This is a genomic window from Saccharopolyspora sp. NFXS83 (assembly GCF_026241095.1).
Classification (GTDB): domain Bacteria; phylum Actinomycetota; class Actinomycetes; order Mycobacteriales; family Pseudonocardiaceae; genus Saccharopolyspora_C.
Genome location: NZ_JAPFGB010000021.1, coordinates 18,971 through 35,861 on the forward strand (window position 1 = coordinate 18,971; position 16,891 = coordinate 35,861).

Here is a 16,891-nt window from a genome sequence, read left to right on the forward strand (position 1 = left end):
GTGGGCGCCTGGAAGCAGCGGCTGGCCGAGCTGGGCATCGAGCTGCCGGAGGTGGCGACCCCGGTCGCGGCCTACGTGCCCGCGGTGCGCAGCGGATCGCAGGTGTTCACCTCCGGCCAGCTCCCGTTCGTCGGCGGCAGGCTCGCAGCGACGGGCAAGGTCGGCGCGGAGGTCGACGCGGACGAGGCGAAGGAGCACGCCCGCACGTGCGCGCTCAACGCGCTCGCGGCGGTGGACGCGCTGGTCGGGCTGGACGCGATCGTGCGGATCGTGAAGGTCGTCGGCTTCGTGTCCTCCGCGGAGGGCTTCACCGGACAGCCCGGCGTGATCAACGGTGCTTCGGAGGTGCTCGGGGAGATCTTCGGCGACGCGGGCATCCACGCCCGTTCCGCCGTCGGCGTCGCCGGGCTGCCCGTCGGGGCACCGGTCGAGGTGGAGATGATCGTCGAGGTCGCGTGATCGATCGTCTGCGAACCGGTTCCGGTGCGCGGACGATCGTCGTCCGGGGGTCCACAGCGGACTCCCGGCGTCGGCCGAGGAGCCGCGGTGCGTTGGCGCCGCGGCTCTTCCTCGTTCGAGCGTCGCCCGGCCGGACCGATTGATCCGGATCTCGACTGGGGGTTGCACGAGTTTCTTGCCAGGTACGCCCCGAGCCCGCTCTACCAACCAGTACGCTTCGGTCGCCGCTACTTCGAGTGATCACGCGTGGGTCACCCGAATGGCGGTATCAAGACCGGCGAGTGATCGATCGGGCTTGCTCTTCCGCTCCGCGGAGGGAGAGGGTTTGCCCTGATCGAGTGCTCGCGGCGTGAGGGGTGCGAGTGTCGCTCGCACCGGGTGACGAGCGAACGAAGCTGGGAGGGGGCGACGTGGCGGTACGCGAAACGGACCTCTTGTGCCACGAGTTGCTGCTTCGACTTGCCGGGCGGCTGCCGGATCGGCATCTCTGGCGCTATCGGGACTGGCTGGCGGGTGGCGCCGCCGATGTTCTCGCGCGCTCGCTGCCCGCGACGCTGGTGCGAGAGCGCGTCGCGCTGTCCGACGCGGACCACCGCAGGCTCGCCGAGGCGCTGCTGCCGCTGGGGGCCGACCCGTCCGTGGTGCACGCGGTGCTGCCGGGAGCCGACCCGGACCGGTACACCTTCCGCGCGGAGTCCCACGTGGACGACAAGGGCGACCCGGCGGTGCTGGTGCTCGGGGCGACGCTGCGCGGCAGGCAGGGCGTGCGCGAGACCCGCAGTTCCTGGCGCCACCTGCCGGGCACGCGGCCGAAGCGGATCATCCTGGTGACGGGCTCCGCGGATCCCGTCGAGCTCACCAGTGAACTGCAACGCATCCTGCGCGCGCTCGGGGACACCGAGCCGTGCGTCGAGGTGCTGCCACCCGAGGTGGAACCGACCGCCTACCACCGCGCCGCGCTCGCCGAGTCGGCGCTGGTGTGCTTGGGCGCCGACGAACTCGTGGGACATCGTGGCTGACGGTGCCGGTGCAGGCATCGTAGAAGGAGGCATTCGTGGTGGACGTCGCTGAGGGTGCGGGGCCGGTGGAACGCCTGCACAACCTCCTGCTGGCCCTGACCGGCCGGGTGGACGACGACGCCGTCAATTCGGTTCGCGAGATGCTCGGCATCGGTCAGCTCGACTCGGCCGCCGAGTTCCTGATCGGCTGCTTGCTGGCCGGCCGGATCCCGGTGACCTCGACGGAGCAGTACCACCTGCGCCGGGCGCTGGACGAATCCGGTTCGCCGCACGCGCCCGCCGACCGGTTGCACGTCGTGGAAACGGTGCAGGACGAAGGGCACCGGTTCAGCGAGAACCACGAGGCGGACCGGTCGGATCACGAGCTGGTGGACGCGATCGCGCCGATCGCGGGACGCCTGCACGGGGTGCGGGCGCTGTGGTGCACCTGGCGGACGACTCCGGCGGGCGTGACCTACGGCGCGGTGCCGCGACGGGTGCTGCTGGCCGAGGTCGGCGCCGATGGTTCGGTCACCGCCGCCGGCTACCAGCTGCTGGAGGCGTTGCGGCGGGCCGGCGTGGGCTGCTCGGTGGACGTGTTCAGCAGCGGGATGGATCTGCCGCCGTACCACCGCAACGCGCTGGCCACGGCTCGCCGGGTGCACCTGGACCTGGTCGCGCAGGTGGCGATCCCGAACGGTTCCTCGAACCACGCGCGGGCACCGCGGGCCACCGCGGGGAGCAAGCCCGGAGGCGGCGACGTTCCGAGTGAGCCAGTCGCGGGGCCGGGAAGACGCGTCGAGGCCCCGGTTCCTGACAGCGTCTCCCTCGACTCGGCACGCCCGGAACGCGCTCGCCCCGAGCCGGTTCGTCCGGAACCGCCTCGGGCCGAGCACCGCCCCGAGCATCGCGAAGCCAAGGCTCGTCCCGAGCCCGCCCGCCCCGCGCCCCGCCCGGAGCCGGCACCCGAGCAGCTCAGCCCGGAGCCGGTGCGGGAGACCGCGGTCGCCGAAGCGCCCGAGCAGGGCGCCGAGCCGACGCTGCGGCAACGCCCGGTGAACCAGGAGGACCTGCAGGCGCCGGACGCCGAGCAGGCGAAGTCGGGGGAGCAGGCGCAGCAGCAGGGCGGCGGGAAGAACACCCGCGTCCCCGCTGCGGTCGACGCGAAGCTCACCGACCGGGAGCGCAACCTGCTGCGCAAGCTGCACGAGGAGCTGGCACAACGGGAGCAGGACCGCGGTGGCTCGGGCGAGCAGCAGCAGGCGCAGCCGGTGGCCAACGGAGCGGGCGGCGCGCAGGTCCAAGGCCAGGACGCCTGGAACACGACCATGCCCGGCGGCTCGGCCACCGGAGGCTTCCCGCCGATAGACGCCAAACCCAGGTGATCCCGTCCTGTCAGCGGCGAAGCCGCTGAGCAGCGACCACCCGAGCAAGGCGAACACCAGCGGGTTCTCAGCGTTCTTCTCGCGAGGACAGCACTTCTGCGCGTGGCCGAGCCGCTCGGAGAAGTGATCCCGCAGCGAGGAGAACGCTGAGGTTCCGCCACCCGGCCACGAGAGCGGGCCGGGAACGTCAGCTCGCAGCCCGCTGGACGCCGTCCAGGACTCGTTGCAGGTGCAGCCCGCGCCGGACGTCGCAGGGGTGGGCGGTGCGGCCGGAGCGGATCATCGCGAGGAACTCGTCGAGCAGCTGCGCGTAGCACTCGTGCGCGGCGGTGCGCCTGCCGGTGAGCTGGGACTTCCCGTTCGCGCCGTACAGCGTGAACTCGATCAGCGCCGGTTGCACCGGTACGCGCAGCGACAAGGTGAGCGTGCTGCTGGCGCCGCTGGCGTGCTCGAAGGCCATCTGCCAGGTGTCCGACTTGTCCCGCCGGGCGTGGTGCACCCGGTTGATCCGGCCGAGTGCCGCGTCGAGCAGGTCCAGCGCGTGCGGGCCCGCGTCCAGCAGCGTCCCGGTGCGTTCCTGCCGCCACGGCGTCGCCGCGTAGTCCCCGGCGAGCAGCCCGCCCGCGAGCCACTGCGCGGTGCCGCCGGTCCAGCCGCCGAGGTGTCCCAGCCCGGTGAGCCAGTCCCGGACTTCGGGCGCGAACCGGCGGGTCAGCATCAGCAGGGCCGCCACGCCGCTCTGGCGCACTGCGGTGGCCACGGCCTCCGCGGCGGGCACGTCACCGGCCAGCGGCTTCTCCAGGATCAGGTGCTTGCCTTCGCGGGCCGCTCGGACCGCCAGCTCGCCTTGCACGGCCGGTGGCGCGGCGAACGCGACGGCGTCCACGGCGGACAGCAGCGAGTCGTAGCCGTCGGCGACGTCCGCGTCGTACTGGTAGGCGAGCGCTTTCGCGGAGTCGGGGCGCCGCGACCACACGGCGGCCAGCCGCATTCCGGGGTGCGCGTGCAAGCCGGGTGCGTGGACGCGCCTAGCCCACGGCCCCGCTCCGACGATCCCGACCCGAAGTGCTTCGCTCATGCGGTCATCGTCCCCGTGTCCCGATCAACGCGCAGACCGTGGGGGCCGCGATGTGGGCGGGTGACAGGGGAAACGGTGCACCGCGAGCCATTTGTTGATCTTGGTCACAGGGGTGTTCGCGAATGTTCTTCGGTTTAAGGTGACCGGCATGGTGCGACTGCCGGAGGACCTCACGCTGCCCGACGAGTTCGTTCCTCCCGAGCGGCCCGAGCGCCCGGCGACCCCGAAGGACGCCGCGACGGTCGTGCTGCTGCGCGACTCCGCGCACGGGCCGGAGGTGTTCCTGCAGCGCCGGGTCCAGAACATGCCGTTCGCCGGTGGCATGACGGTCTTCCCCGGCGGCGGCGTGGACCCCCGCGACGCGGACGCTTCGGTGGCCTGGAGCGGCCCGCCGCCGCAGTGGTGGGCGCGGCGCTTCGAATGCTCCGAGGAGACCGCCCGCGCCCTGGTGTGCGCGGCGGTCCGCGAGACGTTCGAGGAATCGGGTGTCCTGCTGGCCGGACCCGACGCAGACTCCGTCGTCGCCGACACCCGCCCGTACGCGGACGCGCGGCCGAGGCTGGTCTCCAAGGAGCTGTCGCTGGCCGGGTTCCTCGCCGACTCGGGCCTGGTGCTGCGCGCCGACCTGCTGCGGCCCTGGTCGAACTGGGTGACTCCGGAAGCCGAACCGCGCCGGTACGACACGCGGTTCTTCCTGGCCGCGATGCCCGCCGGACAGCGCGCCGACGCCGTCACCACGGAGGCCGTGGACGCGTACTGGCGCACTCCCGGGGACGCTCTGGGGGACTGGCGGCAGCAGCGCTGCGGCCTGCTGCCGCCGACCTGGGTGACCTTGTCGGAGGTCGGCGCCTGCGGCAGCGTCGACGCCGCGCTGGAACTGGAGCGCCCGCTGGGCAAGGTGCTGCCGCAACTGGTGCACCGCGACGGGGCGTGGCGCGTGGTGCTGCCGGGCGATCCCGGGTACCGCGCCGACCCGGACGAGGAGTGAGACCCGTGACCCACCCCGCTTACGGCGAGCTGCGGCCGGTGACGCCGTTCGCCTCGGTGCTGCTCGCCGCCAACCCGGGCCCGATGACGCTGGACGGCACCAACACCTGGCTGATCGGCACGGGAGACGACCGCGCCGTGCTCGACCCCGGCCCCGACGACGGTGCGCACCTGGAGCGGATCGTCGAGCACGGCCCGGTGTCGCTGATCCTGCTCAGCCACCACCACTTCGACCACGCCGAGGGCGTGGCGGAGCTGGCGGCCCGCACCGGAGCCCCCGTGCGGGCGCTGGACCCGCAGCTGTGCGCCGAGGCGGAACCGCTCACCGACGGCGAGGTCGTCGACGCTGCGGGAGTGCCGCTCACCGTGCTCGCCACCCCCGGTCACACCAGGGATTCGGTGTGCTTCCGCGCCGAGCACGAGGGTGCGTCGGCGGTGTTCACCGGCGACAGCATCCTGGGCCGGGGCACCACGGTCGTCGCCCACCCGGACGGGCACCTGGGGTCGTACCTGGCAACGCTGCGCGCCTTGGCGGCGTTGCCCGCGGGCGTTCCGGCGTTGCCGGGGCACGGCCCGGAACTGCCGGACGTCGCGGCGGCGGCGACCGGCTACCTGGCGCACCGGGAGCAGCGGCTCGGCCAGATCCGCGAGGTGGTGCGGAACAACGGCCCGCGCGTCACCGCCCGGGAGGTCGTGGAGATCGTCTACGCCGACGTGGACCCCGCGGTGTGGCCCGCCGCGGAGTGGAGCGTCGAAGCCCAGCTCACCTACCTCGCGGAACTGGGCGAACGCTGACCGCCCGTTGTTGCTCGTGTGCCGCGTGGCGGTGCGGGTGGCGGAACCTCAGCGCCTGTCCGTGCACTTGTCTTGTCCTGTGTCTTGTCAGCCGGAGCCGCTGACGTTCCGCTGAGCGAGCAACCACGCAGACCAAGTGCGCGGACAGGCTTTCAGCGGCCTCCCGCAGCGGGATCGGTTCTCCCCTGCACGGCGAAATCGCCGTCCTCATGAGGAGGCCGCTGAGAACCCGCTGCGGTGCCGGCGCTTCGGGGGTTCCCGCTCCGCGGCTCCGCCGCTGGCAAGACAACGACCAACGAGCCCGGCAGGCTCCGAGGCGCCCTGGGCGGCGGGGCGTCACGTCACACCAGCGCGGCCTCGCGCGCGGGGAGCAGCGTGCCGCGCCGCAGCCACAGGCCGCCGGCCAGCAGTGCGCCGACCACTCCGGCGACGACGAACGCCGTCGGGGGTCCGGACGTCTCGACGAGCCTGCCGCTGACCGACTGGCCGACCGCCGAGCCCAGCGTCACCGCCGTCACCACCCAGCCGAACGCCTCCGTCTCGGTCCCCGCGGGCGCGGCGAGGTCCAGCGCGACCGAATGCGCCGTCGACTGCGGCGTGATCAGGCATCCGGCCAGCAGCAGCGCGAAGCACAGCCCCCACAGCGACTCCGGCACCGCCAGCAGGGCGACGAGCGCGGCGAAGCCCAGCAGCAGCGCGGGCAACCGCAGGTGCATCGGCCGCGGCCAGGGCCGCATCCCGTACAGCACGCCGAACACCACGGACGTCACCGACAGCGCGCTCAGCAGCAGGCCGCCCGCGTTCGGCGCCCCGGCCTGCACCGCGGAGGCGGGCACGCCGACCTCGACGAAGCCGATGAGGACGCCGAAGCCGAGCGCGGCCAGCGCCACCGTCCGCATCCCCGGCGCCCGGAACGCGCCGAGCATCCCGCCGCGCGGCCCGGTGTGCTGCGGGCGGAGCCTGCGGGCCGCTGGCGTCGCCGCGAAGCCGAGGCTGCCGATGATCATGCAGGCGGAGCCCGCGACGACGCCGGTTCCGGGCCACGGCAGGGCGACCAGCAGCCCGGCCAGGCCGGGGCCCAGGATGAAGAACACCTCCATGCTGATCGCCTCGTACGAGTAGGCGGCGTCCCGGACCGGCCCGGCGGGCAGGAGCTGCGACCACAGCGCCCGGGAGGCCGGGGCGACCGTCGGCTGGCTGAGGCCCAGGGCGAACCCGAGCACCGTCAGCACCGCGACCGGTGCGCCCGCCTCGATGGCGGTGATCTCGGCGGCGGTGAGCAGGGCGAGCGCCGCGGACATCACCAGCATTGGGCGGCTCGGCCCGATCCGGTCGATCACCCGGCTCTGCACCACCGAGCCGCACGCGACGCCGACCAGTTCGCCCGCCGAGACGAGCCCGGCGATGGCGAAGCTGCCGGTCTCCTTCTGCACGTAGAGCATCAGGGCCAGCCCGATCATGGCGATCGGCAGCCGCCCCAGCAGGGAGGTCAGGACGGGAGCGGTGGCTCCTGGTGTGCGCAGCGCAGCTCGGTAGTCGGCCAGCGTGATCGAATGGGACACGCGTACCAGTATCCGCGTAGTGGTACGCAAGTACCAAGTCAATTGATGGTGTTCTCCGTCGCCACCGGCGGTGGCCGGGCGCCCGGCCGGGACCAGGGCCGCTGACATGCGAAAGGACTGGGGCGTCGCCCCCGACGCGACGCTCCAGTCCTTTCGCTTGCGCGGCCCGTCCCCCGACCAACCACGCCTTCCTGCCCTCCGATCGTCGGCCCCGAACCCGGTACCGGAGGTGGTCCGTGCTGTTGTGCGACTTCGCCGCCCTCCCCGATGGGGAGGTCCCGCGAGGGGGCGACGCCGCTGGAATGCGAGTCCTTCTCTAGGTAAGACGTTGCGACCTCAGGTCCGGTTGCACGAGCCGGTGAATTCTTTCCCGATCGCCGTCGTTCCTCGTGACACCAGTGTGCCCCCGGACCACACCGCAGAAACCGGGTACAACGTCCCCTACATGAGTGGTCACCCGGCGTGTCCGTCGTCGGCCGCTTGCTTCCGCGGCTCCGCGGCTGCCGCCGAGCGGGCTCGGGGAAGGCCGCAGGGCCGCCGTGCGGCGCTGCGCCGTCCGCTGCGGGGCGTTCATCGGCCGCATGGGAACGCGGGCGCCCACGGCGTGCGCGAGGAGCGCGGAGGGCGTCCGGCGGGGAGGCGCGGACCGCATGCGGGCATGCGAAAACGCGCGCCGGCTGATGGGTCCGAACTCAGGCGGACCCATCAGGCGACGCGCGTTACGACGAACCGGTCGGTGGACCGGCCGACGCGCGAGCCGTGGGGGCTCAGCGTGCGCGGCGGGCCAACCGCTCCGGGTCGAGGATCAGCACGCTCTTGCCTTCCAGGCGCAGCCAGCCGCGGTGCGCGAAGTCGGCCAACGCCTTGTTCACGGTCTCCCGCGAGGCGCCGACGTACTGCGCGATCTCTTCCTGCGTGAGGTCGTGGGTGACCCGCAGCAGGCCCGCTTCCTGGCTGCCGAAGCGCTGCGCGAGCTGCAGCAGCGCCTTGGCGACGCGACCGGGCACGTCGGTGAAGATCAGGTCGGCGAGCATGCCGTTGGTCCGGCGCAGCCTGCGCGCGACGACCCGCAGCAGCTGCTCGGCGATCTCCGGCCGGGTGCCGATCCACTGCCGCAGCGCGCTGCGGTCCATGGTCAGCGCGCGCACCTCGGTCACGGTGGTGGCCGTCGACGTGCGCGGGCCCGGATCGAAGATGGACAGCTCGCCGAACATGTCCGACGGGCCCATGATCGCCAGCAGGTTCTCGCGGCCGTCCGGAGACTTGCGCCCGAGCTTGACCTTGCCGTTCTGGATGATGTAGAGCCGGTCGCCCGGCTCGCCTTCGGCGAAGATCACGTGTCCACGCGGGAACTCAGACGGTTCCAGCGATTGGGTCAGCGCCTCCGCTGCGGCCGGTTCCACGCCCTGGAAGATTCCGGCGCGGGAAAGGGTCTCGTCCACCTCGTCCCTCCATGTTGAGACGCGGCGGCTCGTTCGATGCGGCACCCGCGTGCGCGGGCACCGGACTGTGCCGCCGATCACTACCAGTTGAGTTTAAGACTGGTCGCGGGAACGGCGAGTTCGCAGCTTGCCGGCGCGTCCCACCCTGCGTAGCTGGAACAGCTCCAGCGCACGTCCAATTCCCTGCCGGAACAGCGCCCGGACCTCGTCCGGCCGGGCGTTCTCCAGCAGCTCTTCAACCTCGTTCTCTTGCACCGCGACGTGCCGCAAGCGTGCCTCCACGCGCTCCATGAAGAGCGTGAAGAACATGATCACTAGCGGAACGACGATAACGAACCAGGCAGTCATGATGCTTGAATCCTCGCTCATGCCTTCGAGACGGACGCAACCGGGGGTGGGTTGCCCGTCGATGGGGTCGGGTTCGGGTGTCGCCGTGGTCCGTACTCTGGTGGAGTGCCGGAGCCAGCCCACGACAGTTCTCAGCCTGGTCGATCATCCTCACATCAGCCTTCGGCGGGCCGGTCGGCGCCCACCCGAACCACGGTCGCCGGGAAGGTGAACACCGGCTCTTCGCGTGCCCGACCAGCGGAAACAACCGGTGGGGCGGCGGCGAGCCGCTCCTCGGCACCCGGCCGGGCGAAGCCCGCGGCCCGTCGTGCCGCGTCCCGCGCGGAGACGCGGACCGGGTTGGTCCGGCGGGCGCGGCGCATGGTCCGCACCCTCGCCGAAGCCTATCCGGACGCGCACTGCGAGCTCGACTTCGGTGACCCGCTGCAACTGGCGGTGGCGACCATCCTGTCCGCGCAGTGCACGGACAAGCGGGTCAACCAGGTCACCCCCGCCTTGTTCGCGCGCTACCCGGAGGCCGCCGACTACGCGGGCGCCGACCGGACCGAGCTGGAGGAGATGATCCGCTCCACCGGCTTCTACCGGAACAAGGCGAACTCCCTGATGGGCCTGGGCGCCGCGCTCGTGGACGAGCACGGCGGGCAGGTGCCGCCGCGGCTGGCGGACCTGGTGAAGCTGCCGGGCATCGGCCGCAAGACCGCCAACGTGATCCTCGGCAACGCCTTCGACGTCCCCGGCATCACCGTGGACACGCACTTCGGTCGGCTGGTGCGCCGCTGGGGCTGGACGGCGGAGGAGGACCCGGTCAAGGTCGAGCACGCGATCGGCGAGCTGATCCCCCGCAAGGAGTGGACGATGCTCTCGCACTACGTGATCTTCCACGGGCGCCGCGTGTGCCACGCGCGCAAGCCCGCGTGCGGCGCGTGCCTGCTGGCGAAGGACTGCCCGGCGTTCGGCGCGGGCCCCGAGGAGCCGCGGGCGGCGGCGAAGCTGGTCCGCGGCCCGGAGGCGCCGCGGCTGCTGGAGCTGGCCGGGGTCGCCGACGAGCTGGACGAGAAGACCGTCGAGCAGGCCGCGGCGAAGGAGCCGGACGCGTGAGCCGGTGGCGGGGTCTGCGCGAGTTCCGCCGCGAGATCCAGTGGACGGTCGTCGTGCTGGTGCTGGCGGGGCTGGCCGTGATCGCGCTGTGGCCGGGCGGTTCCGGCGACGGTGGTGGACCGGCGGGGAGCCCTCCCGGCTCGGAGCAACGCGCGGCGCCCCCGGTCGACCCGGCGCTGCGCGGCGGGCTCGAGCCCTGCCCGGCGCCGCAGCCCGGCGGACCCGCGGAGCTGGCCGGGGCGACCGGCACCTGCCTGGCCGACGGCCGCCCGGTGGACGTCGGCGCCGCCCTCGCGGGACGGCCCGCGCTGGTCAACGTGTGGGCGACCTGGTGCGGCCCGTGCCGCACCGAGCTGCCCGCGCTGCAGGCCTACTCCGAGCGCCCCGGCTCGATCCCGGTGCTGGGAGTGCAGGTGCAGAGCGACGAGGCTGGCGGCCTGGAACTGCTGCGCGACCTCGGCGTGCGGTTCCCCGCCGTGCACGACGCGGACGGGGCGGTGCGGTCGGCGCTGCGGGTGCCGAACGTGCTGCCCGCGAGCTTCGTGATCACCGCGGGCGGTGAGGTCCGGCGGATCGATCCGCCGGAGGTGTTCGAGTCCGCGGACGCGGTCGACGCCGCCGTCCGCCGCACCTTGGGAGGCCGGTCGTGACGGACCGCGTGGTCGACGGAGCGGACGCGCCGGAGTGGCTGCGCCCGCTGGTCCAGCGCAGCGTCGACATCGACCAGGGGCATTTCGGCTGGCCGCGCCTGCGGCCCCCGCGCAGCGCCCGCCCGGCGGCGGTCCTGATCTTGTTCGGGGAGCACGAGGACGGCCCGGACGTCCTGCTGCTGCGCCGCGCGGACGGGCTCAGCTCGCACCCCGGCCAGGTCGCGTTCCCCGGCGGCTCGATCGACGACACCGATGCCGGCCCGGTCGATGCGGCCCTGCGCGAGGCGCAGGAGGAGGTCGGCGTGCTGCCCGCGGGCATCCGGCCGCTGGCGACGCTGCCGGAGCTGCACGTGCCGCACAGCGGTTTCCGGGTGACACCGGTGCTCGCGCATTGGCGGGAACCGTCTCCGGTGGCCCCGGTCGATCTCGGGGAGACTCGGGCGGTGGCGCGGGTGCCGTTGTCGTGGCTGGCGGATCCGGTGAACCGGGTCCTGGTGGGGCTGCGGGACGGGCGGCGGGGACCCGCCTTCCTCGTGCCGGGGATGCTGGTCTGGGGGTTCACCGGCGCGTTGCTGTCCGGCGTGCTCGACCTCGGGGGTTGGTCCGAGAGCTGGGAGGGTGCCGAGATGCTGGAGTTGGACGAGGCGTGGCGGGCCGCGGAAGAGGCTGCCGACGTCGGCTTCGACCGGTGATGGTGAGCTGATCGGGTCGTGCCGGTAGGGGGCGGGACGCGGAGGAAGGGTGTTCGGTGAACTGGGTCGATCTGCTGGTGGTGGCGCTGGCGTTGCTGGCCGCCGTGTCCGGCGCGCGCAACGGCCTGGTCACCGCGTTGTTCTCGTTCCTCGGGGTGTTCGTCGGCGCGATCGTGGGGCTGCGGGTGGCGCCGTTGCTGCTGGAGCGCTTGGACAGCCAACCGGCCCGGATCGGTTTCGGCGTGGGCATCGTCGTGCTGCTGGTGGCGTTCGGCGAGACCTTCGGCATGTGGGCGGGCCGGGAGCTGCGGGACCGCATCACCTCGCCGAAGTTGACCGGCGTGGACAACGTGCTGGGCGCGGTGCTGCAGTGCGTGGCGGTGTTCGTGGTCGCCTGGCTGGTGGCGCTGCCGTTCACCTCGGCCACGGCGATGCCGGGGCTGGCGTCGGCGATCACCCGGTCGCAGGTGCTCAGCCAGGTGGACTCGGTCATGCCGCCGGCGGTGAAATCGTTGCCGGACGAGTTGCGCCGGATGCTCGGCGTGAGCGGGTTCCCGGACGCGTTGGAGCCGTTCTCGCAGACGCCCGTGGCCGCGATCGACCCGCCGGACCAGGCGCTGGCCGACAGCGACGTGGTGCGCAACGCGCAGACCAGCGTGGTGAAGGTGCGGGGCCGCGCGGCCTCGTGCGCGCGGGCGCTGGAGGGCACCGGGTTCGTCGTGGCCCCGAACCGGGTGATGACGAACGCCCACGTGGTGGCCGGGACGGATCGGGTGGCGATCGAGGTGGGCCGCGGTGAGTTCGCCGCGGACGTGGTGATGTTCGATCCGGCGACCGACCTCGCGGTGCTGGCGGTGCCGGACCTGGACGCGGACGCGATGCCGCTGGACCAGGCGGAGGTACCGCCCGGCGCCAGCGTGATCGCGCTGGGCTACCCGCTGGACGGCCCGTACACGGCGTCCGCGGGCCGGTTGCGCCAGCGCATCAACCTGCGCGGTCCGGACATCTACGACGCGAACACCGTGGTGCGGGACGTGTACACGGTGCGCGGCAAGGTGCAGAGCGGGAACTCGGGCGGTCCGCTGATCGACCCGCAGGGCGATGTGGTGGGCGTCGTGTTCGGCGCCGCGGTGGACGACCCGGAGACGGGTTTCGCGCTGACCGCGGACGAGGTGTTCGACGAGGTCGCGGAGGCCTCGTCGTTGACGACGCCGGTCCCCACCGGCGAGTGCACCGGCTGACCCGTCCGGCCGGTCGCTCCGGGCGGAACTCCGCGCCGTGGACGCGCGAAAGGCCAGGGACCCGGTTCGCACCGGGTGCACCTGGCCTTGACGGCGACTCGTCCGACGTCCGCGCGGGACGTCGCGGTTCGCACTAGCTCGTGATGGCCTCTTGGGCCGCGTCCTGCCCGCGACGCTGGGTGAGCTGCTTGGTGTCCTTGAGCGTCGCGATGGTGCGCTTCGGCGCTCGGATCTTGCGCACCCGCAGGTAGCCGAGCAGGCCGAACAGACCGGCGACGAGCAGCATCAGCAGGAACACGATCCCGAAGGAAGCCCAGCGCCAGATGCCCAGCGCGTTGAGGCCTTCGGCGAGCGTGAAGAAGAGGAAGAACATGCTGAAGCCGAGCACGGCCAGCGCGAGGACGAAGTAGACGCTGCCTTTGACGCCCTTCTTGACCTCGCCGGTGACCTCGGCCTTCGCCAGTTCGATCTCCGCGCGGACCAGCGTCGACAGGTGCGCGGTCGCGTCGCGCACGAGGGCGCCGATCGACTGCTCGCTGCCCGCGCCAGTGCCCTCTTCGGACAGCGGGAGGGACGTGACGGCCGACCAGGCTGCGCCGTCGCTGCTGCCTTGCTGGTTCTTCTGGGCGCTGTTCACGCCCGCCATCGTGCCACGCCGCCCGAACCGTGACCGAGCGAGACTCCTCGGGTGTTATCGGTGAGTGATCTCCGAGACTGCTCAGTTCAGCTCCCGGGCGGCCCTCCGGCCTCGCCGCAGCAGCATCGCGGAAGCGACGAGCGAGGCGAGCGCGGAGGCGATGAGCACGGCCGTCTTGGCGCGTTCGGCCGCGTCCCCGGCCAGCGACAGCTCGGCGATGAGCAGGCTCACGGTGAAACCGACGCCGCCGAGCATCGCCAGCGCCGACAGGTCCAGCCAGGTGACTCCGGTGGGCCGGGAACCGAGCCCGAGCTTCACCGCGAGGTAGGAGATGCCGAAGATCCCGATGAACTTGCCGAAGAACAACCCGGCCATCACGGCGATCGGGATCCGGTCGTGGAACAGCGCGCCGAGCGCTTCGCCGTTCACCGGCACCCCGGCGGCGAAGAACGCGAACACCGGCACGATCAGCCCCGCCGACCAGGGCTGCAGCCGGTGTTCGAGCCGCATCGACGGCGAGGCGGTCTCGTCCGGGTCGGTCCTCACCCTGGTGAGCAGCCCGAGCGCGACCCCGGCGATGGTGGCGTGGATGCCGCTGCTGTGCACCGCGACCCAGGTGGCGAGCGCCAGCGGGAGGTAGAGGAAGGGCGTGGTGATCCGCTTGCGCTGGGCGAACCAGTAGGCGGCGCAGAGCACGACCGCCGCGAGCAGCGCGAGCACGCTCAGCCCGTCGGTGAACAGCACGGCGATGATGATGATGGCGCCGAGGTCGTCGACGACGGCGAGGCTGAGCAGGAACACCCGAGCCGCGGTCGGCATCCCCGATCCGGTCAGCGACAGCACGCCCAGCGCGAACGCGATGTCGGTGGCCACCGGGATCGCCCACGCCTGGTCCGCGCCCGGTGCGCCGTGCCCGATGGCGAAGGCCATCGCGGCGGGCACGACCATGCCGCCGAACGCGGCCAGCACGGGCAGCGTCGCGGTCTTGCGGTCGGCGAGCTCCCCGACGACGAGCTCCCGCTTGAGTTCGAGCCCGGCGACGAAGAAGAAGATCGCCAGCAGCCCGTCCTTGACCCACTCGCCGACGGTGAGGTCGAGATGCAGCGCGTGCGGTCCGATCGGGAAGTCCCGCACGCCTTCGTAGAGGCCGCTGATCGGGGAGTTCGCCGCGATCAGCGCGAGGGCCGTCGCGACCAGCAGGACCATGCCACCGACGGTTTCGGTGCGCAGGTACTCGGCGAAGTCGAAGACCTTGGCGCGCGCCGTGCCGCCGTGCGCGGCGGGGTCGGATTCGGGTTCGGTCATCGGTAAGCCTTCCGGTCGCGAGCACGTTGACGCCTCGCCGACCAGACTTCCCGGCACACCCTGCGAGGGACCCTAACAGCCACGGTGCGGGTCATCGCCGTGTCGAACATCTCGATGCCTCGCGGAGGCGGCGCACCGCGGGCGTCCGCGCGCGGAGAAGGCCCGACCCCGTGGGGCCGGGCCTTCTCCGCGGTGCCGATGTCACTCGTCGGAGGACTTGTTCAGGCCCTTCGAGATGAGGTCCATGACCGAGGAGTCCGCCAGCGTCGAGACGTCGCCGACCTCGCGGTTCTCCGCCACGTCCCGCAGCAGCCTGCGCATGATCTTGCCGGAGCGCGTCTTCGGCAGCTCCTGCACGACCATGATCTGCCGCGGCTTCGCGATCGGGCCGATCTCGTGCGAGACGTGGTCGCGCAGCGCCTTCAGCGCCGCTTCCCCGCCCGAGCCGTCGGCGGCGTTGCCGCGCAGGATGACGAACGCGACGATGCCCTGCCCGGTGGTCGGGTCGCTCGCGCCGACGACCGCGGCCTCCGCGACCGTCGGGTGCGACACCAGCGCCGATTCGACCTCGGTGGTGGAGATGCGGTGCCCGGAGACGTTCATGACGTCGTCCACCCGGCCCAGCAGCCACACGTCGCCGTCCTCGTCGTACTTCGCGCCGTCACCGGCGAAGTAGTACCCGAGGTCGGCGAACTTCGACCAGTAGGTGTCCTTGAAGCGCTGGTCGTCGCCCCAGATGCCGCGCAGCATCGCCGGCCACGGCTTGTCCAGCACCAGCAGACCGCCTCCGCCGGGGCCGACGTCCTCGCCGGTCTCGTCGACGACCTTCGCGGAGATGCCGGGCAGCGCGACCTGCGCCGAACCGGGCTTGGTCGCCGTGACACCGGGCAGCGGCGAGATCATGATCGCGCCGGTCTCGGTCTGCCACCAGGTGTCCACGATCGGGGCCGTGCCGCCGCCGATGTTGTCCCGGTACCAGATCCAGGCCTCGGGGTTGATCGGTTCGCCGACCGAGCCGAGCACGCGCAGCGAGGACAGGTCGTACTTCGCCGGGATCTCCGCGCCCCACTTCATGAACGTGCGGATCGTCGTCGGCGCCGTGTAGTACAGCGTCACGCCGTACTTCTGCACGATCTCCCAGTGCCTGCCCTCGTGCGGGCTGTTCGGCGTGCCCTCGTAGATGACCTGCGACGATCCGTTCGCCAGCGGCCCGTACACGATGTAGGTGTGCCCGGTGACCCAGCCGATGTCGGCGGTGCACCAGTACACGTCCGACTCCGGCTTCAGGTCGAAGACGTTGCGGTGCGTGTAGGCGGCCTGGGTGAGGTAGCCGCCGGAGGTGTGCAGGATGCCCTTCGGGCTCCCGGTGGTGCCGGAGGTGTAGAGGATGAACAGCGGGTGCTCGGAGTCGAACACCTCCGGGGTGTGCTGGTCGGACTGCGGCTCGACGACGTCGTGCCACCACTTGTCCCGCTCGTTCCACTGCACGTCGGTGGCGGTGCGCTTGACCACGAGCACGTGCTCGACGCTCGGCGTGTGCTGCACGGCCTCGTCGACGTTGGCCTTCAGCGGCGCGGCCTTGCCGCGGCGGTACTGGCCGTCGCAGGTGATGACGACCTTCGCCTCGGCGTCGTTGATCCGGGCGCGCAGCGCTTCCGAGGAGAAGCCGCCGAACACGACGCTGTGCAGCGCGCCGAGGCGCGCGCAAGCGAGCATCGAGAACACGGCTTCGGGCAGCATCGGCAGGTAGATGGCGACGCGGTCGCCCGCGCCGACGCCGAGCGAGGCGAGCGCGTTCGCGGTGCGGCTGACTTCGCGCTGCAGCTCGGCGTAGGTGATCTCGCGGCTGTCGCCGGGCTCGCCTTCCCAGTGGATCGCGACGCGGTCGCCGTTGCCGTCGTCGACGTGGCGGTCCACGCAGTTGTAGGCGACGTTGAGCTTGCCGCCGACGAACCACTTCGCGAACGGCGCGTCGGACCAGTCGAGGACCTGCTCCCACTTGGTGTCCCAGTGCAGGTGTTCGGCTTGGTCGGCCCAGAACCCCTCCCGGTCGGCCGCTGCCCTGTCGTACATCTCCGACGTGGCGTTGGCCGCTGCGGCGAACTCCGCCGGCGGCGGGAACGTCCTGCTCTCGGTGAGCAGGTTGTCCAGGGTCTTGCTCGGCCCGTCGGGCTGGCTCATTGCGGGGAACCTCCCTGCTGGCGGACGGCTGAT

17 protein-coding genes are annotated in these 16,891 nt (G+C 72.2%); 9 read left to right on the plus strand and 8 right to left on the minus strand.

Annotated features, from left to right (window positions below; genetic code table 11):
• The 3 genes from OOZ19_RS21545 (at position 1) to OOZ19_RS21555 (ending at position 2,842) form a co-directional block, all read left to right on the plus strand.
• On the plus strand, positions 1-459 hold the full coding sequence (locus tag OOZ19_RS21545) for a RidA family protein (RefSeq protein ID WP_266091955.1): 459 nt from the start codon (positions 1-3) through the stop codon (positions 457-459).
• A 410-nt stretch (positions 460-869) separates the two neighbouring features.
• Entirely contained in the window at positions 870-1,478 is a 609-nt protein-coding gene (locus OOZ19_RS21550) for a hypothetical protein (protein ID WP_184483628.1), read from the plus strand.
• 35 nt (positions 1,479-1,513) lie between these two features.
• Positions 1,514-2,842, plus strand: coding sequence for a hypothetical protein (locus OOZ19_RS21555; RefSeq protein ID WP_266091956.1), 1,329 nt, complete (start codon positions 1,514-1,516; stop codon positions 2,840-2,842).
• A 187-nt stretch (positions 2,843-3,029) separates the two neighbouring features.
• Here OOZ19_RS21555 and OOZ19_RS21560 read toward each other — a convergent pair whose 3' ends face one another.
• A complete protein-coding gene (locus OOZ19_RS21560) occupies positions 3,030-3,920 on the minus strand; it encodes a Gfo/Idh/MocA family protein (protein ID WP_266091957.1) in 891 nt (296 codons plus the stop codon).
• 148 nt (positions 3,921-4,068) lie between these two features.
• Between OOZ19_RS21560 and OOZ19_RS21565 the strand changes: the two genes are divergently transcribed.
• Both OOZ19_RS21565 and OOZ19_RS21570 read left to right on the plus strand, forming a co-directional pair.
• Positions 4,069-4,908: an NUDIX hydrolase gene (locus tag OOZ19_RS21565; RefSeq protein WP_266091958.1), complete on the plus strand. Its 840-nt coding sequence runs from the start codon at positions 4,069-4,071 to the stop codon at positions 4,906-4,908.
• A 5-nt stretch (positions 4,909-4,913) separates the two neighbouring features.
• Entirely contained in the window at positions 4,914-5,702 is a 789-nt protein-coding gene (locus OOZ19_RS21570; RefSeq protein ID WP_266091959.1) for an MBL fold metallo-hydrolase, read from the plus strand.
• A gap of 341 nt (positions 5,703-6,043) precedes the next feature.
• Here OOZ19_RS21570 and OOZ19_RS21575 read toward each other — a convergent pair whose 3' ends face one another.
• The 4 genes from OOZ19_RS21575 to OOZ19_RS21590 form a co-directional block, all read right to left on the minus strand.
• Positions 6,044-7,264 (minus strand): MFS transporter, encoded by a 1,221-nt coding sequence (locus OOZ19_RS21575; RefSeq protein ID WP_266091960.1) that lies wholly within the window; start codon positions 7,262-7,264, stop codon positions 6,044-6,046.
• Between the two features lie 767 nt (positions 7,265-8,031).
• Complete coding sequence (locus tag OOZ19_RS21580) at positions 8,032-8,706, minus strand: Crp/Fnr family transcriptional regulator (protein WP_184483618.1); 675 nt, start codon at positions 8,704-8,706, stop codon at positions 8,032-8,034.
• A gap of 93 nt (positions 8,707-8,799) precedes the next feature.
• Positions 8,800-9,054, minus strand: coding sequence for a hypothetical protein (locus OOZ19_RS21585; protein WP_029621632.1), 255 nt, complete (start codon positions 9,052-9,054; stop codon positions 8,800-8,802).
• A gap of 155 nt (positions 9,055-9,209) precedes the next feature.
• Positions 9,210-9,416, minus strand: a complete 207-nt coding sequence (locus OOZ19_RS21590; protein ID WP_266091961.1) for a hypothetical protein — start codon at positions 9,414-9,416, stop codon at positions 9,210-9,212.
• Here OOZ19_RS21590 and nth point away from each other — a divergent pair.
• From nth to OOZ19_RS21610, 4 genes are read left to right on the plus strand one after another with little or no spacing between them, the layout of a single operon-like run.
• Entirely contained in the window at positions 9,415-10,152 is a 738-nt protein-coding gene (gene nth / locus OOZ19_RS21595) for an endonuclease III (RefSeq protein WP_266091962.1), read from the plus strand. The genes OOZ19_RS21590 and nth overlap by 2 nt on opposite strands.
• On the plus strand, positions 10,149-10,802 hold the full coding sequence (locus tag OOZ19_RS21600) for a TlpA family protein disulfide reductase (RefSeq protein ID WP_266091963.1): 654 nt from the start codon (positions 10,149-10,151) through the stop codon (positions 10,800-10,802). Before nth ends, OOZ19_RS21600 begins: the two co-directional genes overlap by 4 nt.
• Complete coding sequence (locus OOZ19_RS21605; protein WP_266091964.1) at positions 10,799-11,494, plus strand: NUDIX hydrolase; 696 nt, start codon at positions 10,799-10,801, stop codon at positions 11,492-11,494. Before OOZ19_RS21600 ends, OOZ19_RS21605 begins: the two co-directional genes overlap by 4 nt.
• Positions 11,495-11,550: 56 nt before the next feature.
• Positions 11,551-12,735 carry a MarP family serine protease gene (locus OOZ19_RS21610; RefSeq protein WP_266091965.1) on the plus strand — a complete coding sequence of 395 codons (1,185 nt, stop codon included), beginning with the start codon at positions 11,551-11,553 and terminating at the stop codon, positions 12,733-12,735.
• A 133-nt stretch (positions 12,736-12,868) separates the two neighbouring features.
• On the opposite strand, the gene OOZ19_RS21615 is transcribed toward OOZ19_RS21610, so the two are convergent.
• The 3 genes from OOZ19_RS21615 to acs all read right to left on the minus strand — a co-directional run bounded on the left by OOZ19_RS21615 (position 12,869) and on the right by acs (position 16,858).
• Complete coding sequence (locus OOZ19_RS21615) at positions 12,869-13,381, minus strand: phage holin family protein (protein WP_266091966.1); 513 nt, start codon at positions 13,379-13,381, stop codon at positions 12,869-12,871.
• 72 nt (positions 13,382-13,453) lie between these two features.
• On the minus strand, positions 13,454-14,677 hold the full coding sequence (gene nhaA / locus OOZ19_RS21620) for a Na+/H+ antiporter NhaA (RefSeq protein ID WP_266091967.1): 1,224 nt from the start codon (positions 14,675-14,677) through the stop codon (positions 13,454-13,456).
• A 201-nt stretch (positions 14,678-14,878) separates the two neighbouring features.
• The gene (acs, locus tag OOZ19_RS21625; protein ID WP_266091968.1) at positions 14,879-16,858 is read right to left on the minus strand and encodes an acetate--CoA ligase; all 1,980 of its coding nucleotides are present in this window, start codon (positions 16,856-16,858) and stop codon (positions 14,879-14,881) included.
• Positions 16,859-16,891 lie beyond the last annotated feature (33 nt).

Coding starts and splice junctions, on each gene's coding strand:
- OOZ19_RS21560 (WP_266091957.1), bottom strand. CDS start 3,920: ATGAGCGAAGCACTTCGGGTCGGGATCGTCGGAGCGGGGCCGTGGGCT.
- OOZ19_RS21565 (WP_266091958.1), top strand. CDS start 4,069: ATGGTGCGACTGCCGGAGGACCTCACGCTGCCCGACGAGTTCGTTCCT.
- OOZ19_RS21585 (WP_029621632.1), bottom strand. CDS start 9,054: ATGACTGCCTGGTTCGTTATCGTCGTTCCGCTAGTGATCATGTTCTTC.
- nth (WP_266091962.1), top strand. CDS start 9,415: ATGGTCCGCACCCTCGCCGAAGCCTATCCGGACGCGCACTGCGAGCTC.
- OOZ19_RS21590 (WP_266091961.1), bottom strand. CDS start 9,416: ATGCGCCGCGCCCGCCGGACCAACCCGGTCCGCGTCTCCGCGCGGGAC.
- OOZ19_RS21615 (WP_266091966.1), bottom strand. CDS start 13,381: ATGGCGGGCGTGAACAGCGCCCAGAAGAACCAGCAAGGCAGCAGCGAC.
- nhaA (WP_266091967.1), bottom strand. CDS start 14,677: ATGACCGAACCCGAATCCGACCCCGCCGCGCACGGCGGCACGGCGCGC.
- acs (WP_266091968.1), bottom strand. CDS start 16,858: ATGAGCCAGCCCGACGGGCCGAGCAAGACCCTGGACAACCTGCTCACC.